We start from the raw sequence: 16019 nt of genomic DNA on the forward strand, positions 1-16019 counted from the left end.
TCTCCAAGTATTCCCGTCGTTATAGAGGTTGGAGCTTACATAACCCAGACCACCTTGGGTGGCCCCGACCTCAATCCAGCTGGAGCGAAAAGCAGAGTTGTTCGCGACAGCGCTTTTCAGCGGCCCGTTGATGTCTGTGCTTCCGTCCCTCTTGATGTAGTTCGTCGGATCCCAGGTCTCGGCGCTGGCGGCTGCCTGCTGGGCTGCCTGCTGGGCTGCCTGCCGATCCGCGGCAGTGACGACGCGATCCGCCGCTGTGGCCTGCCGGTCGGCGGCCGTCGCCAGGGAGGCTTCTGCCGCCTCAGCGGCCTTGGCCGCAATGTCCAAGCTCGCAGCCACGCGCATGGCGGTCTCAAGCTCATAGGTGACACCGTTGATGACGTAAGGCGTCAAAAATCCACGGCCGCGCAGGGCGTCAGTGTCAAAACTGTACGGACCAAACGTGACAATCGTCATCCCACCACTCCCCGGAGCTTGTATGCCGTGCTCATGAACCCGGCCCGGATCGCCGTCAGATCGTCCAGTTCGTCCATCGTGCAGGGAAAGCTGTGACGGTGGAGGTTGGGCAGATCGTCCGGGTCGTAGCTGAAGAAGAACTGTTTGCTGGTGCCCAGCGCCTCCGCATGTCGTGCATCCAGGCCCATGCCTCGTTGTAGGCGACATCCGGGAAGGCCAGCTGCGCGGCATGGCGCCGTTCGCGCTCGTCGTAGAAGTCCACACCGCTGACGCCAGTAGAGCGGATGGAGGCGTCGCGCAGACCGACCGCCGCCCCCAGTCGAAGTTGCGGGTCGGCCGGTAGCCGCCAGCCAGGAACATGCGGGGCAGCCGGAGCCGACGAGCCGGCGACGCCGGGTCGCTGATCCGCACCTCCCACCCCTGACAGACCACCTCCGTCCGGTAGACATGCAGGACCGGAACCGTCGACCGCGCGATCTCCTCGTCGGTGATCTTGCCGTCGCGAGCGGACGGGTGTTCGCGCGGCACGGTGCCCCACGGGTAGATGACCGGGTAGACCTCCTTGTCCACCACCGCGGCCTCCGGCACCTCCAGGGTACAATCCCCATCCCAGAAGCCCCGCACGGTGATCGTCGCCGGCTTCGACAGCTGGTGCCAGGGGAAGGCCCAGCCCATGACGTTGCGCGGCTGTGGGAAAGAATTCGTGATGGAGGGTTGGGCTGGATGCTCTAAGCGGGGTTTCCAGGCAGACTGTTCATGCCTATGCAGCCTCCTGAGCTTTGACATTGCGAGGGGTTGAGGGCGTGGTACGTTTGCGCTTGGCACGCAGGCGGCAGCCGGCGGCGTCGTAGCGCTCGGCGAAGAGTTTCTGGACAGGCAGGTGGAGCTTCTCGGCAACCGCCCTTTCCAGGCGCTCGGACGATCCGTTCACGATGGCGTCACTGACCGCTGCCTTCGTCACCCCCAGTTCGGCGGCGAGAGCCGCCACGCTGGAGCCGACAACACGCAGTCGGAACACGATCCATGGCCCGCGGATGCGGGCTTTCTTTGGGATGTCTGAGCTTGACGGGTAAAGTTCCATGAACCGATTTATGCCATATATCAGCGATGAAACAAAGCCATTTTCGGCGTTGATCACGCCAAATTTGCGATTTCGGAGTTCGCCACAACGTCGCATGACGCTAGTTTTGGCTATGTCGTTGATTTTAATGCCGCATTCCAAACTCAGAAATTTCGGACTTCGGGCATCGTGCTGTTCGGAGTTTCCAGCATGAACTCCGAAGCGGATAAGGACGAAATCGACATCGGGCTTACGGCCCGTCTCCGCCAATGCGTTGAAATGGTTGGTAGTGGGGATGAGCTATCTCGCCGAACAGGCATCCCACGGCGCAGCCTAGAAAACTATCTGAGTGGAAAGACGACGCCGAAACTCAAACCTATAATTGCCATAGCCAAAACCGCGGGCGTTCAGCTGGAATGGCTAGCAACAGGCGACGGCCCAATGCGGCCAGAGGGCGTCAAGCATTGTGCATTACCTACAGACTCGAACACCGAACAGCCGCTGCCTTTACTGCGTCCGATTTTAGAAGGAACCATTGAAGGGCTGGAACTAGCGTTGCAGCGCCTAGGAAAGCAATTAACGGCCAAGGAAAAGGCTCGGGTGGTCAGCGCACTTTACAGCATTCACCACCGACGCCACATGATCCGCGCTTCCGGAGGCACGCCAACCGATGTGGAGAGAGAGTTTGATCCTGACAGCATGTCGTCTGATGTCGCCGATCTGCTGAACCTGATATCCAGCAGCGTCAGAAAATCGAACTAATCTTTCCGCTTAAGTTTCTGTTAATTCCTCGTTAGGATTTCGTCCCTTACTTTTGTATGCGCCCTCAGGTTGCATATCCAAGTATGCACAGGGCGGCGCGCCGGGGGATGTCGGCCCCCGGCTGCCTGATCGTCGATACTGGCTCGACGACCATTGCCCCGTTCGCCATGGGCGACATCGGGCAATTTAGCATGGAGCGTGCCAGAGGTGGTTACTGCGGATCGAAGTATTTTAGTTGCTGAAACCTTCAGCTTTATCGCGTGCTGCTATGACAAGATGGAGGCAGAGAGACGGAAGCACGATGAAAAGACGGAGTCTATCTCGTTAAAGACGAGTGTTCAGTTTGATGCCGACGACAACATGCATCGCAATTCGCGAGTGAGGCGATATCGGATTGCAAATTGCTTTGCCAACTCCGGCATCAGGGCTGAAGGCTAAACAAATTGTGAATATCGGGTGAAGAAAATGGATCTCATTGGAGCAATTCTCGGGTTCGGAATAGCCTTAGTTCTATATCTAATTCCAACATGGATTGCCGCCGCTCGGAACCACTCCAGCGCTGCCGGCGTTTTTGTTATTAACCTGTTCCTGGGATGGACATTCCTCGGGTGGGTAGTCGCGCTGGCTTGGTCAGTAAGTGGCCAGCATCCCGCCTCGAATATTCCAAAAAGCTAACCGATCACTCCGAAAGGAGTGCGATTTGTGTCAAATCGCTGCCGAATTAGATCATTCCTACCCAGTTTGTGCCAAATCGGCGTTCCAAGCGAGATGGCCGGAACGCCGATACAGATCAATGCCTTAGACGCATTTTCCCCCCTTCCCTAACCGTGCCAAAATGATCACCTCCCTACACATGATCCATTGTTCCTCGTGGAACTGCGATCCGGGAACCAGCGCCCCCGCCCGCCGGCACGGCGGCTCCTCCGCCCAGCAGGGGAAATGGTCTTTGGGGAGGGTGCGGCTGTCGAGGGGCATGGCGGGGCTCCGCGGGTGGATGGGACCAGCGGGGGAGGATATAGGAATTTTTTCTGGTTCAGGGTTCTTTTGCGCAATGGGTCTGCCTATGCCCCGGAAACGATAGAGGCCGCTGGTGGGAGCCAGCGGCCTTTGTGTCGCGAATAGGTGACAGCAATGTCACCCTTGCCACCCATCATCATGCTGGGCGACGCCCCGGCAGAGAGGATGCCGAGGCGTGGAAGATCTGCGCGGCGCTGTCGTCAGGGCAGAGTGGCCAAGCCGGGGAACGGAGCGACCTCCAGCATCGAGTTCAAGGTTGAGAGCGTGAATACCCGCCCATCGGTGTCGCGCACGACCGGGCCGAGGGCGTCATTGATGCGAGCCCAGCCGATGCCGCCGAGCACTGCAAGGAGTGGCACGCCGCCCAGGCGCACGGATTCAGCCTTGAGACGGGCGAACCGCAGGGCCTTGTCTCGAGCCGTACCGCCGTTGTTCGTGCCCTTGCATTCGAGCATCGCTTTCAGGCTGTCGTCGGCCGGATCGAAGATCACAAAGTCGGGTGCCGGCGTCACATGCACCTCGAACCGTCGCGCAATGTCGGCCTGGTTGTGGCTACCCGTCCGAACGAATGAAATGCCGCGCGCCGTAAACAACGCTTCTACCGCGTCCTCGATCAGGTCACCTCGCTTCGTCGAGGTGGCATCTAGCACTTGGCGGAACGCGCCGCCGTAGTGGCGCTGATGCAGGAAGACTCGCAACGGCACACCGTTGGCCGCGAAGTTGCGTACGCTGGCCCATCCAGTCGCCGTGTCGGGCTTGAGCTGCTTGCTCTTGAGGCCGGGCGGAGCGTCGCCAAATAAATCGCCGTCCATCGCCATCGTGATCGTCTTGGCCGCGACCTGCGCCTGAGCTGTGGCCTTGGCGAGCACTGCGGTCGTGTTTGGCCGCTGGTAGTCAATCGCGCTGCGTTCGAGCGTATCGATTTGAGAGGCCGACAGCGCCGGCATCTCGTCGGCACCACCAGCGAGCAGAGTCGAATGCGCGAATTCTTCTTTCGTCAGGCCCAGCAGAGTGCGGAAAACCAACAGCGTACGCGGACACTGCAAGAGAACGGCTTGAAGCTCTGCCTCGCTGACTTGCGTGAAGCCTTCTGTCAGCCTGGCCGCTACGTCGTAGGCCGCAAAGAAGTGTTCAGTCTCGTAGAAGGTCGATTCATGGATGTAGGCGAAATCCGGGGCAAGGTGCGGCATGTACAACTCGCGCGCCACGGCCGCATAGATCGTGCCGTGATCCTCGGTGCCGTGACGCTGGGGCACCAGGCGGATTTGCTGGATTCGCTGGGTGAACGTGCCGGCCGAGAGGATGGCGTCAATGGTTGCTTCGACTGTCACCGGCTCATACCCCCATCGTATTGACCAGGCGGCCGGGGGTATCCTCGGCCAAACCAGCCGCAATGCGGCGCAGACCCTCCTTCACGAACTCCTCGTGCAGCTCGACGCCGCCGGCCTGACGGCCGAGCCTGCGGCCGACAACAACCGTCGTCGCACCGCCTGCGAATGGATCGACCACGACGCCATCAACCGGACATGCAACCTTGATGAAGAACTCGGCCAAGCCCTCGGGCATGGCGGCCGTGTGCGCCACGCCCCTGTACTGGTTGTAGGTCTGAGCCACAGCCACGACGTTGCCAGGGTCGGCACCACCCAGGAGGTAGGTCTTCGTACGGTCGCGACCAAAGCCGGCTTCGGTGCTGCGCCGGCCGAGCGTGTCTTTTTTTCGGCGCTCGATCTCGGATGTGTCGGCCTTGTAGGGCACGCGGATCGCGTTCAAGTCGAAGAACGGCTTGTTCCCGCGTGCGAAGTGGTAGACGTACTCGAAGCTGTCTTTCGTCCTCGGGCCGAACTTGCCCGGCACCGCGTTGGGCTTGGCCCAAATGTAGGTTTCGACCCACCGCCAGCCCATGTTTTTGGAGGGCAAGCACGAGCTGGTAGACGTAGGGGTGACGCTGCCCCTTGAGCGGACCCTGGTTCGCGACCCGGTTCTTGATGTTGATGATGAGGCTACCGCTCGGCTTGGCCGCATCGAACATTGCCCGCGCGAAGGGCAAGAACCACTCGACGTAACGGTCAGGGTGGATGCGGCTGTAAGCCCGCGCATCGGCATAGGGTGGTGAGGTGAAGAACAGATCGACGCTCTCACGCGGCAGCGCCGGCAAAACCGACAGCGAGTCGCCCTCGATGACCCCTTCGTTGAGCATCCGATCAAGCAGGCTCTGACCATGCTCAGCGACCTTCGGCGGGCATTTGGGCGTGTTGGCCTCAGATACAGAACGGTAGGGCTGCAAGCCTGCCGATCCCTGGACCAACTTCAAAGTCGGTTTCTTGCTCATTGTTGCGCCTCCTTCTTGGTATGCAGCATACCCACGTCCGCTGACTCGGCTCGGTTCGGTGCGTACTTGTAGAACGTCGATAGACTGATGCCTAACGCCTTGTAAACCTCGGCCGGCGGTCGGCCAGCATGGCCCGAAGGTTCTCGGCCAGCATCTCATGCTGGCCACCCTTGCGCACTGCCTGGAAGGCATTGCTCTGTAAGTCGAGCGCTTGATCATCGGCCGAGACGCGGGTGCCAGGCGCCATCCCAATTTGACCAAGCCGCAGCCGTGATGACGTTCTCCTCCCTGGGGCAGGTGCCCGGGAGGAGGTGTCGGATTCATCCCTTCGCGTTGTTGAGGAGAGCGCGATAGGTATTAGGTAAACAACGGGAAGGTAGAACAGGCAGGGGTCATTACACGAAAGTGCGAAAATTGTCGGAAATATAGGAATGCAACATGAACATTCGCGTGGCAGTGCGTTATCATCCTACCTGATAGTGACGAAAATGGTCGACCCATGCCCCGGAAACGGCAAAGGCCGCCGGCTGGACATCGGCGGCCTCGCTGTCGTGAACAGGGAGTGCATTTGCCCACCTGACAAGTCTCTCTCCTTACCTCCCTGCTTCGTCCCTCCTCCGCTTACACAACGCAAAAGTTTCGCTCTACACCCCAACAATCAGCAACAGGATTTTCCGAACGCCCCCGTTCCGCGCCCAACCCGCAAAATCATTTGCCTGCAAAGGGCGCACACTCGTTCCAACGAAGGATAATCGAGGGAACGAGACATGGACGGCATGCCGACGGGCCTGCGGGCGGAGCGCGATCCCGGCCAAACCCCTGAGCGGATCGACCGCAGCTATCGCCTGGACGACCGCTACAGCCGCGCCGAAGGGCAGGTCTATCTGTCGGGGACGCAGGCGCTGGTCCGGCTGCTGCTGCTCCAGGCGGAGAGCGACCGGCGGGCCGGGCTGAACACGGCGGGCTTCGTCAGCGGCTATCGCGGGTCGCCGCTGGGCGGGCTGGATCAGGCGCTGTGGCAGGCTCGCGCGCATCTGGACTCCCATGCCATCCGCTTCGTCCCCGGCGTCAACGAGGATCTGGGCGCCACCGCCGTCATGGGGACCCAGCAGGTCGAATCCTCGGGCGAGGGCACCGTCGATGGCGTGTTCGGCATGTGGTACGGCAAGGGGCCGGGGGTGGACCGCTCCGGCGACGTGCTGAAACATGCCAACGCCTATGGCAGCTCGCCGCGCGGCGGGGTGCTGGCGGTGGCCGGCGACGACCATGGCTGCGTGTCGTCCAGCATGCCGCACCAGAGCGACCTCGCCATGATCGCATGGTCGATGCCGGTGCTGAACCCGGCGGGCATCCGCGACTATCTGGAGTTCGGGCTGTACGGCTATGCCCTGTCGCGCTTCTCCGGCGCCTGGGTCGGGTTCAAGGCGATCTCGGAATCGGTGGAAAGCTCGGGCACCGTGCGGATTCCGGCGCTGGAGGGCGGCTTTCTGCCGGTGGAGTTCGATCCGCCGCCGGGGGGGCTGCATTACCGCTGGCCCGACCTGCCCAGCCTCGCCATCGAGGAACGGCTGGCCGCCAAGGTCGCGGCGGTGAAGGCCTTCGCCCGCGTCAACCGCATCGACCGGACGGTGCTGGGCGGCAACTCCGGCCGGGGCGGCTGGCTGCGCATCGTCACCACCGGCAAGGCGCATCTCGATTTGATGGAGGCGCTGCGGCTGCTCGGCATCGTGCCGGCGGAGGCGGAGCGGATCGGGCTGTCGGTCCACAAGATCGGGCTGTCCTGGCCGCTGGAGCCGGACTTCGCGCTCGCCGTCGCCCGCGGCGCCGACGAGGTGCTGGTGGTGGAGGAGAAGGCGCCGGTCGTCGAGGGGCAGCTGAAGGACCTGCTGTTCCACCTGCCGGCCGGGGAGCGGCCGCGCGCCGTGGTCGGCAAGACCGACGAGTTCGGCGCCCCGCTGCTGCCCGCCACCGGGGAACTGCGGCCGTGGATCGTCGCCAAGGCGCTGGTGGAGCGCATCCGCCACCGCTTTCCGGAGAGGGATTTTTCCGCGCGGCTGGCGGAGCTGCTGCCGGGGGAGGCTCCCGCCGCCCCTGCAATCAATCCTGCTCTGGCGCGGACGCCCTATTTCTGCTCCGGCTGTCCGCACAACAGCTCGACCAAGGTGCCCGACGGCAGCAAGGCGATGGCCGGCATCGGCTGCCACTTCATGGCGTCCTGGATGGACCGTGACACGGTGGGGCTGAGCCAGATGGGCGGCGAGGGCGTCAGCTGGATCGGGCAGGCGCCGTTCAGCAAGCGGCCGCACATCTTCCAGAATCTGGGCGAGGGCACCTATTTCCATTCCGGCCTGCTGGCGATCCGGCAGGCGGTGGCCGCCAAGATCAACATCACCTACAAGATCCTGTTCAACGACGCCGTCGCCATGACCGGCGGCCAGCCGGTGGACGGTCCGATCTCCGTCGACGCCGTCACCCGTCAGCTGGCGGCGGAGGGCATCACCCGCATCGCCGTGGTCAGCGACGCGCCGGAGAAGTACGACAGCCGGTCGGGGCTGGCGCCCTTCACCACGGTGCATCACCGCGAAGAACTCGACGCCGTGCAGCGCGAGATGCGCGAGATTTCCGGCGTCACGGCAATCGTCTATGAGCAGACCTGCGCCGCGGAGAAGCGGCGGCGGCGCAAGCGCGGCACCATGGCCGACCCGGCGCGGCGGATGGTGATCAACGATCTGGTCTGCGAAGGCTGCGGCGATTGCGGGAAGAAGTCGAACTGCCTGTCGGTGCAGCCGAAACAGACCGAATTCGGAGTGAAGCGGCAGATCGACCAGTCCAGCTGCAACAAGGATTATTCCTGCGCCGACGGCTTCTGCCCCAGCTTCGTTTCGGTGGTGGGCGGCAGTTTGCGCAAGCCGGACCCGGACCGGGTCGCCGCGCGCTTCGCCGACGATCTGGCGGCGCTGCCGCTGCCGCTGCCGCGGTATGGCGTTGATGAGGAACCGGCGGAGATCCTGATCGTCGGGGTCGGCGGGACCGGGGTCGTCACCATCGGCGCGGTGCTGGCGATGGCCGCGCATCTGGAGGGCAAGGCGTCCTCGGTGCTGGACTTCATGGGCTTCGCGCAGAAGGGCGGCGCCGTCTACAGCTATCTGCGGGTGGCGGGGGATGCGGCGCTGCTCCATCAGGCGCGGATCGACCCGAAGCGGGCGCAGCTGGTGCTGGCCTGCGACACGGTGGTCGCGGCCTCGCCCGACGCGCTGAAGACGGTGCGGCTGGGGCGGACGCGGGTGGTGGCCAACGCCCATGTGGCGCCGACCGGGGCCTTCACCCGCGACGGCGCCAAGCTGCCGGATGCGGGGGCGCTGCTGCGGAGCCTGCGCCGGGCGGCGGGGGCCGAGCAGGTCGAGGTGGTGGACGCCAACCGGGTGGTCACCGCGCTGTTCGGCGACAGCATCCTCGCCAACGTCTTCCTGATGGGCGTCGCCTTCCAGAAGGGGCTGCTGCCGGTCGGACTGGAGGCGCTGACCCGCGCCATCGAGCTGAACGGCACCGGCGTCGCCGCCAACCTGCGCGCCTTCGCCTTCGGCCGCCTCGCCGCGCACCGGCCGGTGGTTCTGGCGGGTCTGGGAGCGGAAGAGGAGGCGCCGGCAACCGACCTCGCCGGCATCGTGGAGCGGCGGGCGGCGTTCCTGGCCGACTATCAGGACCGCGCCTATGCCGGGCGCTACCGCGCGCTGGTGGAGCGGGCACGGCAGGCGGAGGCCCGCGTGGCTCCGGGGTCGACCGCGCTCGCCGAAGCGGTGGCGCGCAGTGCCTTCAAGCTGATGGCCTACAAGGACGAGTATGAGGTGGCCCGGCTGCACAGCGATCCGTCCTTCGCCAAGAGCCTGAAGGAGCGGTTCGAGGGGGACTGGAAGCCGGTCTTCCACCTCGCCCCTCCCCTGCTGTCGCGCGACACCAACGGCCATGGCGAACCGCACAAGATGGCGCTCGGCGCCTGGATCCTGCCGGTGTTCCGCGGGCTGGCGGCTTGCAAGCGGCTGCGCGGCACGGCGCTCGACCCGTTCGGCTACACGGCGGAGCGGAAAATGGAGCGCGCGTTGGTCGCCCGCTATGAGGCGACGGTGGCGGAGATCGTGGAACGGCTGTCGGCGGAGCGGCTTTCCACCGCGGTGGAGTTGGCCGCGCTGCCGCAGGAGATCCGCGGCTTCGGGCCGGTCAAGCAGCGCGCGTGGGAGGCGATTGAACCGCGCTGGCGGGCGCTGGAGGAGCGGCTGCGGCGGGACCAAGCACGGGCGGCCTGACCCTCTCCTACAGGCCGCCGCTCAAATCGTGGGCCTCCAGCACGGTTTCCGGCAGGGTCAGCGTCATCGCCTCGAACGGCGCCAGCAGGGCGCGGATGTTGGAGCCGACGCCGCAGACCCGATAGTCCAGCCGGATGGCTTCGATCCGCTCCGGCAGCGTGCGCTTGTGGTCGGTGATCAGCTGCCACGCCAGAACGCAGCTGTTCTCGCCGTCCTGGGCAGTGACGTAGTCGTAGTCGCCGTAGCGGTTGCGTCGGGCGCCGTCGGCGACCTTGACCCGCATGTCCGGGAACTCGCGCTTCGTCGTCTCGGTCAGCGTCTCCATGGTGTAGAGCGGGACCGGGAAGACGCGCGGCGGCTGGACCAGGGCGCCGAACAGGCTGTCGGGCAGGGTCTGCACGTCCACCGTCAGCCGGTTCTCGCCCGGCAGCACCGTGGGGTTGCCCAGCGCCACGATGTAGCTCTTGTAGACGGTGCCGGTGTCGCGCATGCGGGCGGCGACGATGGGAAAGTCGCGGCTGTCCGGCAGCGTCACCGGCAGCGCCGCCGGCTGGATGCGGCGCCAGGGGGCCGGTGCCTGGGTCAGGTTGTCGCGCACCCAGCCGGCGCAGCCCGAGGTCAGCAGGGTGGCGGCGGCCAGCGCCGCCAGCAGGAGGGTGCGTGACATCGAAGTCTCGGGCGGAGTCTCGGGCATCGGGGCTCCCTTACCAGTCATGGTAAATCGTCTTCCAGGTGATGGTGACGCCTTCGCGCGATTCCTCGGTGCTCAGCCGGTCGTCGATGGCCTTGAACTGGTCATAGGCCTCGTCGTAGCGCATCAGGTTGTAGAGCGCCCAGCCGCGCAGGATGCCGAGATTGCGCGGTTCCGGCTCCAGCTCCCTGCGCGCGTCGAGCAGGCGCAGCACGTCGTTGTAGCGCTTGTCCTCCAGCGCCCGGTTCGCCTCCGTTGCCATCAGCGAGGCGCGGATTTCCGCCTTCTGCGCCGCCGTCATGTTGGCGCGCGGCAGGTCGCGGGTCAGGCCGGCGACGTCGCCGGTCGCCAGACGGGCGATGGCCTGCCCATAGACGTTCTCCTGCGCCGCCGTCGCCGTCTGCGGCAGGCCGCCGGCCGATGGGGTGCGCGGGGACGCGGCACCGGCTGAGGCGCCGCCCTTGGCCGGCTCGCGCGCGGCCAGCACCTGCGCCTCGGCGAAGGCGGCCTCGGCCTCCGATGGGCGCTTCAGCTCCAGCAGGCACCAGCCGCGCTGCTGCAGCAGGGCGGCTGTCGGGCCGCTCCTGGCGATGGAGGCGCGGATGACGGCGATGCAGGCGGCATAGTCCTGGCGGGCCAGCGCCCGGTCCAGCTCGCTCGGCCCCAGCGGGCCGCCGCGCCCGCCGCCGGCGGATCCGCGCGGCGGATCCACCGCCTTCAGCGCCTGATCGATGCGGTTCGACTTGCCCTTCCACGGGGCGGCGGCGGCGCGGGCCTGCGCCTTCTCGCCCAGCCCGTTGTAGGCCAGCACCAGACCTTCGGCCGCCCGGTCGGACGGCGCCCAGCCATTGGCCTGGGAGAACCAGCTCTGCGCCTCCGCGAAGTTCTTCTGCTTCTGGAAGTACCAGCCGAGCGCGATGGCAGCGTCGGCGTCCTGCTTGTCGCGCACGATGCCCTGGACGCGCGACAGGTCGGCGGCCGACAGGGCGCCGGCCTTGGCGTTGCCCAGCCTTTCCAGCAGGCGGCCGGTCTCCAGTTCCGCCTCGGCGGTGCGGACGGTGGAGTAATCCTCGCCCGTCGCCGGATTGGCGGTGGCGCCGAGCGCCGTCAGCTCGCGCAGCCGGTCGGGGCTGAGATGGCGCGACGCCTTGAAGATGGTGTCGCGCCGCTCCTTGGCCTTGGGACAGCTGGTGACGATGGTCCTGTAGGTGTCGAAGGCGCGGTCGGTCTGCTTCAGCTCGGCATAGGCCTCGGCGAGGCGCCAGGCGTTGTCCAGCCGGTTGCAGGCCACCGCCTCCGGGTTGGCGGCGGCGGCGTCGACCACCTCCTGCCAGCGCTTGGTGTCGCTGGCCGAGCGGATGCGCCCGGCGCTTTCGGCGAGGTCGAGTTCCTGCAGGAGCTTGTCCGACGGCTGCCAGGACGGCGACTTGCGCCGCTGCTCGGCGATGGCGGCGCGCGCTTCGGCCACCTTGCCGGCCGATACGAGGTTCCAGAACGGGGTCTCGTCGACGCCGGGTGTGGTCGGCTGCGGCGCGAACAGGTCCTTGGGCGGCTCCCAGGTCGGGTCGAGGGCGCGCAGGCGGGCGATCTCCGCCTCCAGCCTTTCGCCGTCGCCGATGCGGGCGTAATAGCGCAGCGCCGTCTCGTCCACCTTGCCGGCGGCGGGGGCGAAGCCGCTGCCGGGAGCCGGCGCCACCTCCACCTTCACGCCGGGGGCGAGCGCGCGGCCGCCGCCATGCGACTGCGCCCAGGCATCGCTCCCGCCGCCGAGCGCGGCGATCCCGGCAAGAAGAAGGGTCGGAAGAAGGACGGGACGGGTCACGGGTCGATCTCCAGGCTCTGGGCCGCCAGCGCGGAGAGATGGAACAGGGTGGTGGAGTAGTAATCCTCGTCGGCAGCCAGCGGCGGCACCGTCACCACATCGCCGGTTCCCGCCCCGGCGCCGGCAAGTCGGCAGGCCAGCCGGTAGACCGCGAGCATCCCGACGGAGGCCGCCACCTGCGTGGTGGTGCCGCCCGGCAGCGAGACGGTGGCGGGGACCGTCGATCCGCCGAACTTCGCCACCAGATCGGCGTAGGGGCGGAAATAATAGGGATCGCGGTAGCCGTCCCAGGCCAGATAGAGCGGCACGCGCACGGCGTCGTAGCCGTACTGCTTCTTGAATCCGTCGGCGACGGTGACCGTGCCGGCGGCGTCCAGCGCCATCCAGTCCGGCGGCAGCTGGAACCCGCCGAAGCGCGCCTTCGACAGCAGGACCAGACCGGAATCGGTCACCTTGCCCCAGCGCTCTCCGCCGGGCAGGGCCGCGAAGGCGCGGATGGCCGGGAAGATCCAGTAGCTGGGGTTGAGGACCAGCGTGTCGCCCTTGCGGAAGCCGTCGCGTCCCGGCAGCAGGACGGTCAGCCCGGCATGCTCCACCAGCAGCCCGGAGTCCAGCGCCTTGACGATGGCGGCGGCGGCGGTGCGGTAGGCCTCGGTCTTCCACAGCTCGGTGGCGCGCAGCAGCGCCCAGGCGATCAGCATGTCGCCGTCCGACGCGTTGTTGCGGTCGGTGACGCCGCCGTCCGGCGTCCAGCGCCACGCCACCAGCCCGTCGCCGCGCACCATCAGCGTGCGCTGGGTCCAGCCCCACATCCGGTCGAAGGCGGCGCGGTCGCCCCCGGCCACGGCCAGCAGCATGCCGTAGCCCTGCCCTTCGGAATGGCTGACGCCCTTGTTGCCGGTGTCGACGATCCGCCCGTCCGGCTGCAGGAAGCGGTCGGCATAGCGCCGCCATGACGCCGCGTCGAAGGGGGCGGCGAAGGCGCCGGCCGGAAATGCCGCCGACAGACCAGCCGCCAATCCCAGGGATGCAGTCCCGATCAGCACGTCACGCCGCGATGGGGTCATGGCCCGCTCCGTTCCCGATGTCCATGCTTCAGCAGAAGACGCATGCTGATCGTCAGCACCACCGCCGTCCCCAGCAGCAGGGCGAACAGAAGCTCGATCCGCTGCGACAGGTTGCGCGCCAGGATCAGGATCAGGTTGCCGATGTCAAAGGGATTGAGAATGATCTGGTAGGGGTGCGACGCCTCCAGCGTGGTGACGGCCGGCGCCGCACTGCTCCACAACGCCCCGCCGCCGCGCAGCCTGTCCCACAGCCCGGCCTCCCCCAGGCTGCGCATGGCGCGGTCGATGGACCGCGGGTCCGACGCGGTCAGCAGGGTCCAGGTCAGCGGATCGGTGCCGGGCGCCCGGTATTGCAGAAGCGCCGCCTCCGGCAGCTGGTCGGCATTCTCGGTCAGGGCGACGACATCGACCGGCGCATTCTCCACCGTCCAATGGTTGACGTAGCGGGCCGCGGCGGCCATGACGCGCCGCGCCCAGTCGGGAACCCAGCTGCCGGAGGCGGACGAGGCGTCCTTGGCCTCGCCGGCCATCCGCTGCCAGCGGTTGTTGGCGCCGCTATCGGCGGCCTGAGCCGTGCCGGCGAAGCCCAGCGGCGAGGGCACGGCACCGGGCCGCGCCACGCCCGGACGGGCGGCGCTGCCCGACCAGCCCAGCCGCAGCCGGTCGACCAGGGCGCGGCGGTCGGCCGCCGCCATCGGCTCTCCCCGCGCGCTGGCCTGGGCGATCAGTGCCCCGGCCTCCAGCAGGCCGGCGAGACGGTCGGCGGGAAGGGGGGCCGAGGCGAAGACGGCCTGCGGCAGGGCCGCGACCGGGCCGACGATCAGCGCGTTGTCGTCCGGCGCACCGTCCCAGCCGGTGTAGGGCACCACCGCCATCAGGTCGCCCGCCCGCTGTGCCAGCCGGGCGGTCACGCTCCAGGCCGCGCCGAACCAGGCGGGCTCGCGCCCGACGACCACGAGGTCGAAGGGAGCCGCCGGCTCCCCGCCGGCAAGCCCGCCATAGGGATAGGCGGTGTTGGCGAAGCCGCCCAGGCTGGGCAGCGTGACGAGGCGGGCGAAGCCGGGGATTTCGATGCTGGAGCTGTCGAGCAGGGTGAAGGACGGGCGCCGCACCGCGAAGACGCAGTCGGTGCCGCCGGCCGGCGGCAGTTCCGCCTCGACCTCGATCACGTTGGGGCCGGGGCGGAACATCGCCATCGGCAGCGGCATCTCGCCGTTGTCGATCACGCCGCTGGACCGCTTGTCGACCTCGATGGCGCCCGCCGACTTGCCGTTCACCCGGACGTTCAGCACGGCGCCGGGACCGAGGTTGCCCTCGAACGCGCCGTTGACGTGGAACAGGATGGAGCGGTCGCTGACCGGGGCGAAGCCGGTGGGCAGCGTCAGGGTGAAGCGGCCGGCATAGCGGTAGCCGCTGTGCTGGACGGTCTGGAAGCCCAGCTCCGACAGGCGGTAGCGCCCCTCCGCCTGCACCGGCGGGTGCGGCAGCGGTGCCGGCGGGGCCGCATCGGTGACGATCATGGCGGTCTGGGTCGGCAGCGGCCGGGAGATGTCGGCCAGCCGCATCACCGCCTGATCCACCTCCTGCTGCGTGCGGCCGGACGCGACGGCGACGAAGGCCCCGCCGCCGGGAGCGGGGAGCGGATAGATCGCCAGGAATGGGCCGGTGATGGCTGCGGCCCGCGCCTCGCCCAGCAGCGGGGCGATGCGGTCGCGGGTGCCGATCAGCACGTTCTTGCCGCCCGGCAGGGGAAGACTTTCCAGCGACGGCGGGCCGGACGCGCCGGAACCGGCGGGCCTGGAGGGCGGCTGGGCCGGCACCGCCGTCACCTGCGGGGTCTGGTCGCCCAGCAGCAGGCCGTAGGACTGCGCCACCATGGCGCCCCAGCCGAGATGGTCGGCGTCGACCTCGCTGCCGGGATGGAGGATCGCCAGCGGTTCGCGCGCCCTGTCGGCGGCGACCAGCAGTTGCCGCATCATGGCGAGGTCGGGCTGGGGAACGCCGCCGTCCGACACCAGCGTCAGCGACGAGGCGGCAAGGTTCACCCGCGCCCACAGGTCGTAGGTGCCGCGGACCGTGCAGATGGCGCGGTGCTGCGCGTTGGTCTGGAAGACGATCTGGTTCTCGCCCGGCCGCATCAGGCTGGCCGGCAGGGTGATCGAGGCGTTGACCGGCCCGCGGAAGGCCGACAGCGGCAGGTCGGCCACCGGCGACCCGTTGATGTAGACCGACATCGACCCCTTTTCGGGCAGGATGTCGATGCCGTTCTCGTAGGTCAGCGCCAGCACGACGGAGGTCAGGCCCACCACCGGCGGCAGGACGGCGCGCAGGGCCACCGTCTCCGTCTCGCCATGCAGGGTGACTTCCGGCTGGCCGTCGCGCAGGTTCGACAGGGGGATCACCCGCTTGTCGGCCGCCAGCACGGGCGCGGCAAAGCCGATCCACAGGGACAGCAGAGCCAGCAGGATCCAGCCGGACCGGCCGGCGCCGGTATGATGTCGCTTTACCGCCATG

The 16019-nt window shown here is 67.0% G+C and carries 12 protein-coding genes; 3 read left to right on the top strand and 9 right to left on the bottom strand.

Annotated features, from left to right (window positions below):
• The 3 genes from F1643_RS09505 to F1643_RS09515 form a co-directional block, all read right to left on the bottom strand.
• Window positions 1-456: hypothetical protein (locus F1643_RS09505; protein WP_194912781.1), on the bottom strand; the 456-nt coding region annotated here is incomplete at its 3' end.
• The gene (locus F1643_RS09510; protein WP_194912782.1) at window positions 453-644 is read right to left on the bottom strand and encodes a hypothetical protein; all 192 of its coding nucleotides are present in this window, start codon (window positions 642-644) and stop codon (window positions 453-455) included. The genes F1643_RS09510 and F1643_RS09505, both read right to left, overlap by 4 nt.
• A 572-nt stretch (window positions 645-1216) precedes the next feature.
• Entirely contained in the window at window positions 1217-1594 is a 378-nt protein-coding gene (locus F1643_RS09515; protein ID WP_194912783.1) for a helix-turn-helix domain-containing protein, read from the bottom strand.
• A gap of 132 nt (window positions 1595-1726) precedes the next feature.
• Here F1643_RS09515 and F1643_RS09520 point away from each other — a divergent pair, with 132 nt between their 5' ends.
• Both F1643_RS09520 and F1643_RS09525 read left to right on the top strand, forming a co-directional pair.
• Window positions 1727-2278, top strand: coding sequence for a helix-turn-helix transcriptional regulator (locus F1643_RS09520; RefSeq protein ID WP_194912784.1), 552 nt, complete (start codon window positions 1727-1729; stop codon window positions 2276-2278).
• 465 nt (window positions 2279-2743) lie between these two features.
• Window positions 2744-2953 (top strand): superinfection immunity protein, encoded by a 210-nt coding sequence (locus F1643_RS09525; RefSeq protein WP_194912936.1) that lies wholly within the window; start codon window positions 2744-2746, stop codon window positions 2951-2953.
• Window positions 2954-3495: 542 nt separating this feature from the next.
• On the opposite strand, the gene F1643_RS09530 is transcribed toward F1643_RS09525, so the two are convergent.
• Together F1643_RS09530 and F1643_RS09535 are read right to left on the bottom strand one after the other, a co-directional pair.
• Window positions 3496-4626, bottom strand: a complete 1131-nt coding sequence (locus F1643_RS09530) for a hypothetical protein (RefSeq protein ID WP_194912785.1) — start codon at window positions 4624-4626, stop codon at window positions 3496-3498.
• 4 nt (window positions 4627-4630) lie between these two features.
• Window positions 4631-5212: a site-specific DNA-methyltransferase gene (locus tag F1643_RS09535; protein ID WP_206692422.1), complete on the bottom strand. Its 582-nt coding sequence runs from the start codon at window positions 5210-5212 to the stop codon at window positions 4631-4633.
• 1179 nt (window positions 5213-6391) lie between these two features.
• Between F1643_RS09535 and F1643_RS09540 the strand changes: the two genes are divergently transcribed.
• Entirely contained in the window at window positions 6392-9925 is a 3534-nt protein-coding gene (locus F1643_RS09540) for an indolepyruvate ferredoxin oxidoreductase family protein (RefSeq protein ID WP_194912786.1), read from the top strand.
• A 7-nt stretch (window positions 9926-9932) separates the two neighbouring features.
• On the opposite strand, the gene bcsN is transcribed toward F1643_RS09540, so the two are convergent.
• From bcsN to F1643_RS09560, 4 genes are read right to left on the bottom strand one after another with little or no spacing between them, the layout of a single operon-like run.
• The gene (gene bcsN, locus F1643_RS09545) at window positions 9933-10592 is read right to left on the bottom strand and encodes a cellulose biosynthesis protein BcsN (protein ID WP_255542593.1); all 660 of its coding nucleotides are present in this window, start codon (window positions 10590-10592) and stop codon (window positions 9933-9935) included.
• A gap of 37 nt (window positions 10593-10629) precedes the next feature.
• Window positions 10630-12438 carry a hypothetical protein gene (locus F1643_RS09550; RefSeq protein ID WP_194912788.1) on the bottom strand — a complete coding sequence of 603 codons (1809 nt, stop codon included), beginning with the start codon at window positions 12436-12438 and terminating at the stop codon, window positions 10630-10632.
• Window positions 12435-13505: a glycosyl hydrolase family 8 gene (locus F1643_RS09555; RefSeq protein WP_194912789.1), complete on the bottom strand. Its 1071-nt coding sequence runs from the start codon at window positions 13503-13505 to the stop codon at window positions 12435-12437. The genes F1643_RS09550 and F1643_RS09555 overlap by 4 nt, the downstream gene beginning before the upstream one ends.
• Complete coding sequence (locus F1643_RS09560) at window positions 13502-16018, bottom strand: cellulose biosynthesis cyclic di-GMP-binding regulatory protein BcsB (protein ID WP_194912790.1); 2517 nt, start codon at window positions 16016-16018, stop codon at window positions 13502-13504. The genes F1643_RS09555 and F1643_RS09560 overlap by 4 nt, the downstream gene beginning before the upstream one ends.
• Window position 16019: the final 1 nt, after the last annotated feature.

The sequence above is a fragment of the Azospirillum sp. INR13 genome (assembly GCF_015390205.1).
In the GTDB taxonomy this organism is placed as follows: domain Bacteria; phylum Pseudomonadota; class Alphaproteobacteria; order Azospirillales; family Azospirillaceae; genus Azospirillum.

Excerpts from the sequence above, each read along its gene's own strand:
- F1643_RS09525 (WP_194912936.1), top strand. The coding sequence starts at position 2,744 with ATGGATCTCATTGGAGCAATTCTCGGGTTCGGAATAGCCTTAGTTCTA.
- F1643_RS09520 (WP_194912784.1), top strand. The coding sequence starts at position 1,727 with ATGAACTCCGAAGCGGATAAGGACGAAATCGACATCGGGCTTACGGCC.
- F1643_RS09510 (WP_194912782.1), bottom strand. The coding sequence starts at position 644 with ATGGGCCTGGATGCACGACATGCGGAGGCGCTGGGCACCAGCAAACAG.
- F1643_RS09560 (WP_194912790.1), bottom strand. The coding sequence starts at position 16,018 with ATGGCGGTAAAGCGACATCATACCGGCGCCGGCCGGTCCGGCTGGATC.
- F1643_RS09555 (WP_194912789.1), bottom strand. The coding sequence starts at position 13,505 with ATGACCCCATCGCGGCGTGACGTGCTGATCGGGACTGCATCCCTGGGA.
- bcsN (WP_255542593.1), bottom strand. The coding sequence starts at position 10,592 with ATGTCACGCACCCTCCTGCTGGCGGCGCTGGCCGCCGCCACCCTGCTG.
- F1643_RS09540 (WP_194912786.1), top strand. The coding sequence starts at position 6,392 with ATGGACGGCATGCCGACGGGCCTGCGGGCGGAGCGCGATCCCGGCCAA.